The organism is Nonomuraea basaltis (genome assembly GCF_005893125.1).
GTDB classification, from domain to species: Bacteria; Actinomycetota; Actinomycetes; order Streptosporangiales; family Streptosporangiaceae; genus Nonomuraea; species Nonomuraea basaltis.
The window spans coordinates 1-7,617 of record NZ_VCJS01000373.1 but is presented as its reverse complement, the minus strand read 5'-3'; the positions used below and the strand labels follow the sequence as shown (position 1 = coordinate 7,617).

Genomic DNA, 7,617 nt, shown 5'->3' with positions numbered 1-7,617 from the left:
TTGCCGGCCAAGGGCTGGATGGCTGTGCGGCGGCTGGGCTGGGGCGTGAGTCCGGCGTCGGGCGTGCATGTGTGTGATCGGGTGCTGCGGTGTGCCCAGGAGCAGGCGGCCCGTCTGTTGCGGCTGGCTTTGCACCGGCGTGCTGTGGTGGCGGCGATCGTGGCGACCTGGCCGCGTGACCCGTGCAAGCGCACCGACACCGAATGGGCGGCGTTGCGGGCGGCGTTGCCGGATGGGGTGGGCGCGGCGGAGATCCGCAACCGGACCCGGCAGATCCGCGCCTACAGCGATGCGCACGACGGTGCGCTGCCGGCGGATCTGACCGAGCTGGAGGAGCCTCCCGCGTGTGCGGCGCAGATCGTGCTGGCTGCGGCCGACCGGCAACTGGCCACCCTGGAGCGCACCGGTGAGCACACCGCCCGTTTGCGGGTCAAGCTGCCTCTGACCGCCCGCCCCACATCCGCCAAGGACTGGGCCTGGCACCTGCTGCCGATCGCCCTGCCGCCGACCGTCCCGCCGGAGGCGAAACTGTGCGCCCCCACCCTGCGGGTGTACAACGGCCGGGTACGGGTCGATCTGCCGTTCCAGACCCCGATCGGCTTCGCGCCCGCCACCGGCCACGTGATCGGGTGCGGCTTCGACTGGGGGCTGAACGCCCTGCTCACCGGCACGATCGGACGGCTGACGGCCGACGGCCGGGTCGTCACGGATGGGCGGCCGCTGACCTACGACGCCACCGGCGTGTCGGCCAAGCTGCACCGACTGCGGGCCGAGCGTGAGCACCTGGCCGCCAAGAAACAGCGTCAGGAACGGCTTATGGAGGGCATCACGCCCGCCGATGCCCGCTTCGCCGAACTGGCCACAGCGTATGAGGCCATTGGGGTGGACCACGAGCGGGTGTGCGCGAAGATCCGGCACTTGAACAAGGCGCTGGCTTGGTCGGCGGCCCGCTGGGCACTCGACCAGGCCCTCGCCGCCGGGGCGACGGTGATCTATCTGGAGGACCTGGCCACTCTGGAGGCGCGCGGGCGCCGGGGACGCGCGAATGCACGGCTGTCGGGGCAGGTACGCGGACAGGTCGTGGAGGCGATCCGGCATCTGGCGGCCAAGAGCACGATCGCCGTGGTCACCGTCCCGGCCCGCGGCACCTCCAAGTACTGCCCCCGCTGCGGCCAGGGCACCTCGATCCTCCAGCACTGCCCGGCTCCCGACCGGCTCACCGAGAAGGGCTGGGCATGGGCGCACTGTCCGGCCTGTGGGCTGTCGTGTGATCGAGACCGGGCCGCGGCCGAACGCATCCTCGCACGTGGCCTGCTCGGCCAGCAGGCCACCCGCACCGACCGCACCACCGGCGCCCGCACCATCGCCACGGTGGTGGAGGGGAACGTGGCCCGCGCCCGCCGACCCCGCAAGGCGACCCGGGCCGCCCGCCGCACCCGCCGCACCCGAACCGACCTGCACCCCCGCCCAGCAGCCCGGGACCGATCCAAGAACCGCCCGACCCCGAAACGATCCACCCGCACCCCGAAGAACCATGCGATGACCTCCAGCCGTGTGCCCGACCGGCGCACGGTGCCCGCCCCACTCCCCAACAGGAATGGACAGCGTCCGGCGGGCCAAGCACGCCAGGCGACCCGCCCATCGGGACGTACAGGGCTTGTACGCGATCCTCAACACCGGACCGGCTTCCACCGCGTCGCGGCCACCCCCGTACTCCCCCTGGGAGTCTACGCAGACGGCCCGCCACGGCAACGCCCGCCCGATTTGCCAGAAATACGTAGGTAAATACAGAGAATCGCAGACGCTGGAAAGGGAGCGTCAGATGGAAGCCGAGCGCGCCAGGATTGCCCGCGACACGCACGAGCGAGTCGCTGCTGGCGCCGGCCGTCACCGGGAAGCTGATCGCCGAGTTCACCTCGCGGCCCGCGGCCCGGCCCGTGGCGTCGCTGGACGGGCTGACCGCGCGGGAGTCCGAGACACTGCGGCTGATCGCGCGCGGGCTGTCGAACGCGGAGATCGCCGCGGCCATGGTGGTCAGTGAGCACACGGTGAAGACGCACGTCAGTAACGTGCTGAGCAAGCTGGGGCTGCGGGACCGGGTGCAGGCCGTGATCGCCGCGTACGAGTCCGGGCTGTCCGTGCCGGGGGCGTAACGCGGGACATGGCGGGTAGGCGGGCCGTATGACTGAGGGCTTTGAGACTGACATGCTCTGGGAAGAGTTCCATCGCGTGGTCAACATGAACTCCGAGGAACTGCGCGCGTACCTGCTGGCCGACGCCTCCAACGAAGAGGGCTTCCCGCCCGACCCCGACATGGGCATCGACGAGCTGGGGCGGAGCGTGCTCCACGTCCTGAGCAAGCGCAAGGGCGACCTGACCAAGACCGACCTCGATGCGATGCGGCGGGTCGTGGAGCTCGTGGAGACCATGGGCGACAAGACCGACGACCAGTCGCGGCGCGAGCTCATGTCCGTCGGGCACGACCCGTTGAGAGGATGAGCCCATGATCGAGCCGCGTCCGTGGATCGAGGGATACGTCCGGGCATGGAACTCCAACGCTCCCGACGACATCTCCGCCCTGTTCACGGAGGACGCCGTCTACTACACCGAGCCGTACAGCGCGCCGTGGCACGGACGCGACGAGATCGTCAGGAACTGGCTCGACCGGCAGGACAAACCGGGCGATGCGGCATTTGAGTGGCATCCGGTGTGCGTGACGGAGGATCTTAGCGTCATCCAAGGAGTCACGACATACCCGGACAAAACGTACAGTAACCTCTGGGTGATACGGTTCGTAACCGACGGTCGATGCCGGGAATTCACCGAATGGTGGATGCGGCACGACGCCAGATGATGCAATGGGCCGAACCGTCTTCATCCGAGGAGATCCGTTGAGAGACAACCTCGACCTCGCCGCGAGCGCCCAGCAGCTGGCCGACGCCGCCCCGACGGGATCGATCGACCGCGCGGCGGCCTCGTCCGTGGCCATCACGCTGGCCACCACCCGCGACATCACGCACGCCAGGAAGACGCTGGACGGGCTCGCCCCTGACGACGTGCGCAAGGCCGCTCTGGAGCTCTTCGACCGGCTGTCGGCGAGCTAGCCGCCTCGCACGGTTCCGGCCGCTGGGGACGGTTCCGGCCGCTGGGAAGGGTCCGCGCGACTCTGGTCGCCCAGGCGAGCGCGTACGGCGCGGGGCGCCGATGCTGCTGTTCGGCTTCGGCGGCAACCTGTCCTACGCGGGGATGGTCGTGCGCTGCCCTTGACCGGCGTGCGCGGCGAGCACCGCCCGCATGTCCTTGATGGCCCGCAGGGTCCCCCGTACGGTGCCCGTCACCTTGGAGCGCCCGGCACGCGGGAAATACCGCACGTCGGTCTCCGTGATGCGCCAGCCGGCGGCCGCGGCCCGCAGCACCATCTCCAGCGGGTAGCCGAAGCGCCGGTCGGCCAGCCCCAGGTCGAGCAGCGCGGTGCGGCGGCAGGCCCGCATCGGGCCGAGGTCGCGCACCGGCACCCCGGCCGCGCGCCGCAGCCGGCGCGCCAGGACGGCGTTCGCCAGGCGGGCGTGGACCGGCCAGGCCTTCGCCACCGTGGCCACCCTGCGCCCCATCACCAGATCGGCCTCGCCGGCGAGGACCCGTTCCGTGACGAGCGGGAGCTCGCGGGGGTCCATGGAGGCGTCGGCGTCCATGAAACAGACGAGCTCGCTGGTGGCGGCCAGCAGGCCGGCGTGGCAGGCGGCGCCGAAACCGCGGAGCGGCTCGCGTACGACCAGGGCTCCGTGGTCGGCGGCCACCTGGTCGGAGCCGTCGGTGGAGCCGTTGTCGACCACGATGGGACGGTAGCCGGGCAGCATCCGCTCCAGCACCCACGGGAGCGCCTCGGCCTCGTTCAGACAGGGCAACACGACATCGATCACAGGTCCGACGCTAGACCCCGCGGCCCGTTCCAACGCTTACATACTGATGACGTGTCGCGGGCGCGGCGGCTCCTACCGCTGGGCGAACTCCTTCATGCCGTCCTCGAAGGAGATCTCCGCCGTGAAGCCCAGCTCCCTGGCCGCTCTGGCGGGGGAGGCGACGATGTGGCGTACGTCTCCGAGCCGGAATTCCCCCGTGGTCACCGGCGCGGGACCGGCGGTGTGGGCGGCCAGTGCCTTGGCCAGGTCGCCGACGGTGTGCGGGGTGCCACTGGCGATGTTGTACGCCGTCAGCGCGCCGGCGTTCCCCGCCCCGAGCGCGAGGACGTTGGCTCTGGCCACGTCGCGTACATGGACGAAGTCGCGCTGCTGGCCCCCGTCTTCGAAGACCCGGGGCGCCCGCCCGGACAGCAGGGCGGACAGGAAGATCGAGGCGACCCCGGCGTACGGCGTGTCCCTGGGCATGCGGGGGCCGTACACGTTGTGATAGCGCAGGGCCACGACGGTCCCGCCGGTCTCGCGGGCCCAGTTGGCGGACAGGTGTTCCTGGGCCAGCTTGGTGGTGGCGTAGGCGTTACGGGGGTCGAGCGGGGCGTCCTCCTCGATGACCGATGGTGACAGAACGCTGTCGCACAGCGGGCAGCGGGGGTCGAAGAGGCCCTCCGCCAGGTCCTGCTCACGGCGTGGCCCCGGGCGGACGCGGTCGTGGCGGGGGCAGTCGTAGGCGCCCTCCCCGTACACGACCATGGACGAGGCCAGCACCAGCCGGCCCACGCCGTGCCTGGCCATGGCCGCGAGCAGGGTCGCCGTGCCGTACGCGTTGACCGAGGCGTATTCGGGCAGGTCGGCCACGTTGACGCCGAGGCCGACCTTGGCGGCCTGGTGGATCACGGCGTCGACGCCGGGCAGGAGACGGTCCAGGGCGGCCTCGTCACGGATGTCCACGCCGGTGCGGAGGTCGGCGGTGATCACCTCGTGGTCGAGCGCCTCTGCGATGTGGCTGCCGATGAAGCCGGCCGAGCCGGTGAGGAGCACGCGCATGCCGCCGATCCAACACCCGGCCGGGGCCGGTGGATCTTACGAATCGGTGACCTCGGCCAGATGCTCGACCAGTTTTTCCAGTTGCCCGGCGTAGTAGTCGGCGAACTCGGGCGAGGCCGGGTCGAGGTCGCAGGCGGCGCGGACGAGCTGCGGGAACGTGATGCCGGCCGCGGACATCGCGAACAACGCCATGAGCATGGCCGCCGGGTCGACGTCCGCGGGGAACTCGCCCGCCTGCTGCCGCCCGCGCAGCCATTCCAGGTCGCGGCGCACGTCCTCGGCGAAGGCGGGATCGGGCGGGCCGTCCTCGGTCAGGCCCTGCCAGACCATCAGCTTTCCGAAGTCCCGCCGCCGGGCGTTGGCCCGCACGTAGCCGGCCACGAGGCCGCCGAGCGAGGAGGAGCGGTCGGCGAACGCGCTCTCCTCGCTCTGCCAGCGAGTGGTGAGCGCCTGGTAGAGGCCCTCCTTGCCGCCGAAATAGTACGAGATCAGCTGCTTGTTCACCCCGGCCCTGGCGGCGATCTCGCTCACCCGCGCCCCCGCGAACCCCTTGGCCGCGAACTCCTCCAGCGCGGCCTGCAGGATCCGTGCCTTCGTGCGCTCGGGGTCGCGCTGCTTCTCCTCCGGTGCTCGTCTCATGCGCCGACTTTATCATCCATCCGGATGGTTGACAGAATCATCCGAATAGATGATAGTCGGGGACATGACGAAGACGACGAAGAACATCGCGATCATCGGGGGCGGGATAGGCGGGCTCTGCCTGGCCCAGGGGCTGCGGAAGGCCGGCCTCGACGTGACGGTCTACGAGCGGGACCGGACGCCGGCCGACCGGCTGCAGGGGTACCGGGTGCACATCGATCCCCACGGCGCCCGCGCGCTGCACGACTGCCTGCCGGAGCACCTGTGGCGGGCCTTCCTGGACACGACCGGGCAGGGCGGCCAGGACTTCGGCTTCCTCACCGAGCGGCTCGACCTGCTCGCGCTGATCGAGACGCACCACGCGCCCGACCCCGCCGACGACCACCACTCGGTCAGCCGCATCACGCTCAGGCAGGTGCTGCTGTCCGGGCTGGAGGACGTCGTACGGTTCGGGAAGACGTACGAGCGGTATGAGCGCCTGCCCGGCGGGCGCGTGCGGCTCTTCTTCGCCGACGGCACGAGTGAGACCGCAGACGTCGTGGTCGCCGCGGACGGCGGGAACTCGCGGGTGCGCAGGCAGTACCTGCCGCACGCCGAGCGGGTGGACACCGGGATCACCACGGTCGCGGGCAAGTTCCCGCTCACCGCCGAGACCAGGAAGCTGCTGGCTCCGCGACTGGTCGAAGGGCCGAACAACGTCATCCCGCCCAGGGGCGTGGGCCTGTTCTGCGCGCCGCACGACCTGCGGGACCTCGTCGTCGCCGAGGGCGGGATCGGGGCGACGGAGCAGGAGGGCGCGCTGATGGACAACACCGGCGGCTACATCCTGTGGGCGGTCGGCGCGGCGGCCGGGCGGTTCCCGGGCGACATTTCCGAAATGTCGGGTGGACAGCTCAAGGACACCGTGGCGCGGATGATCAGGACGTGGCATCCGGACCTGCGCCGGATGATCGACATGTCGCACCCCGACACCGTCAGCCTGCTGCCGATCCGCACGTCCATCCCGATCGACCCCTGGCCGGCCACGAACATCACCCTGCTCGGCGACGCCATCCACAGCATGACCCCCATGCGCGGCATCGGCGCGAACACCGCCCTCCGCGACGCCTGCCTCCTCCGCAGTGCTCTTACTGAGGCCCTGACCGCCGGGAGCGACCCGGTCCAGGCCATCGCCGGCTACGAGGCCCAGATGCGCGAGTACGGCTTCGCCGCCGTACGCGACTCGCTGCGCTCGGCCGAGCAGTTCATAGGTGACAGCAGGGTGACGCGGATGGGATTCAAGACCTTCCTGCGCCTGGTCCAGCGCGTACCCTCGCTCAAGGCCAGGGTGTTCTCGTAGTCCGGTCTGTTGCACGGGACCACCCGGGCGAACACTGTGTAAGCATGCCAAGTGTCGATACGCTCGACGGCCTCCAGCGGGCCATCGCCGAGTTCGATACGGACGACTACGTGATGCCCGTGGAGGCGTCGGCCTTCGACCGGGCCAGGCGGTCGCTCGACGAGTCCGGGCTGCTGCTCCTCGGCGAGGTGCACGGGGTCAGGGAGAACCCGCTGATCATCCTCGGTCTCATGCGGCTCCTCGGGCTGAGCAACCTGGCCCTGGAGTGGCCGGAGGACCTGCAGCCGCGGCTCGACGTCTACCTGGCCGACGGGACCGGGCTCGACCATCCGCTGTGGTGGCTCGGCGACGGGCGCGTCACCGTCGGGCACCTGGCGGTGCTGAGGAAGATCGACGGGCTGCGGGTCACACTGTTCGACGGGGGGATGTTCACCGGCGACTGGTCGCAGCGGGACGCCTCGATGGCGCGCCGGGTGCTCGAGGCGCACGCGGAGCCCGGGCTGGTCGTCGCGGGCAACGCCCACACGCTGACCTCGCCGACCGACCTGGGGCTGCCGATGGGGGCGTGCCTGGCCAGCGCGCGGCCGTCGGTGGAGAGTGTGCGCATCGAGTACGGGATGGGGAGCTTCTACAACATCGAACCCCGGCACCACAGGGGGCATTCGGCGGGGGCGGGGC

Annotated in this window: 10 protein-coding genes; 7 read left to right on the top strand and 3 right to left on the bottom strand. The window is 70.8% G+C overall.

Annotated features, from left to right (window positions below; genetic code table 11):
• The 5 genes from EJK15_RS65730 to EJK15_RS65710 all read left to right on the top strand — a co-directional run.
• Positions 1 to 1,785 (top strand): zinc ribbon domain-containing protein (locus tag EJK15_RS65730; protein WP_206062203.1); only part of this gene is annotated, 1,785 nt, incomplete at its 5' end.
• Between the two features lie 59 nt (positions 1,786 to 1,844).
• Complete coding sequence (locus EJK15_RS65725; RefSeq protein ID WP_420847185.1) at positions 1,845 to 2,153, top strand: response regulator transcription factor; 309 nt, start codon at positions 1,845 to 1,847, stop codon at positions 2,151 to 2,153.
• A 52-nt stretch (positions 2,154 to 2,205) separates the two neighbouring features.
• The gene (locus EJK15_RS65720; protein ID WP_240778055.1) at positions 2,206 to 2,499 is read left to right on the top strand and encodes a DUF3140 domain-containing protein; all 294 of its coding nucleotides are present in this window, start codon (positions 2,206 to 2,208) and stop codon (positions 2,497 to 2,499) included.
• Positions 2,500 to 2,503: 4 nt separating this feature from the next.
• Positions 2,504 to 2,854, top strand: a complete 351-nt coding sequence (locus EJK15_RS65715; RefSeq protein ID WP_138720340.1) for a nuclear transport factor 2 family protein — start codon at positions 2,504 to 2,506, stop codon at positions 2,852 to 2,854.
• A gap of 37 nt (positions 2,855 to 2,891) precedes the next feature.
• Positions 2,892 to 3,104 carry a hypothetical protein gene (locus EJK15_RS65710; protein WP_138720339.1) on the top strand — a complete coding sequence of 71 codons (213 nt, stop codon included), beginning with the start codon at positions 2,892 to 2,894 and terminating at the stop codon, positions 3,102 to 3,104.
• Positions 3,105 to 3,236: 132 nt separating this feature from the next.
• Here EJK15_RS65710 and EJK15_RS65705 read toward each other — a convergent pair whose 3' ends face one another.
• The 3 genes from EJK15_RS65705 to EJK15_RS65695 all read right to left on the bottom strand — a co-directional run bounded on the left by EJK15_RS65705 (position 3,237) and on the right by EJK15_RS65695 (position 5,600).
• The gene (locus tag EJK15_RS65705) at positions 3,237 to 3,920 is read right to left on the bottom strand and encodes a glycosyltransferase family 2 protein (protein WP_240778054.1); all 684 of its coding nucleotides are present in this window, start codon (positions 3,918 to 3,920) and stop codon (positions 3,237 to 3,239) included.
• A 72-nt stretch (positions 3,921 to 3,992) separates the two neighbouring features.
• A complete protein-coding gene (locus tag EJK15_RS65700) occupies positions 3,993 to 4,961 on the bottom strand; it encodes an NAD-dependent epimerase/dehydratase family protein (protein ID WP_138720338.1) in 969 nt (322 codons plus the stop codon).
• A gap of 36 nt (positions 4,962 to 4,997) precedes the next feature.
• Positions 4,998 to 5,600: a TetR/AcrR family transcriptional regulator gene (locus EJK15_RS65695; protein ID WP_138720337.1), complete on the bottom strand. Its 603-nt coding sequence runs from the start codon at positions 5,598 to 5,600 to the stop codon at positions 4,998 to 5,000.
• 64 nt (positions 5,601 to 5,664) lie between these two features.
• Here EJK15_RS65695 and EJK15_RS65690 point away from each other — a divergent pair, with 64 nt between their 5' ends.
• Entirely contained in the window at positions 5,665 to 6,939 is a 1,275-nt protein-coding gene (locus tag EJK15_RS65690; RefSeq protein WP_206062200.1) for an FAD-dependent oxidoreductase, read from the top strand.
• A 44-nt stretch (positions 6,940 to 6,983) separates the two neighbouring features.
• A partial coding sequence (locus EJK15_RS65685) for a hypothetical protein (protein WP_206062198.1) occupies positions 6,984 to 7,617 on the top strand: 634 nt, incomplete at its 3' end.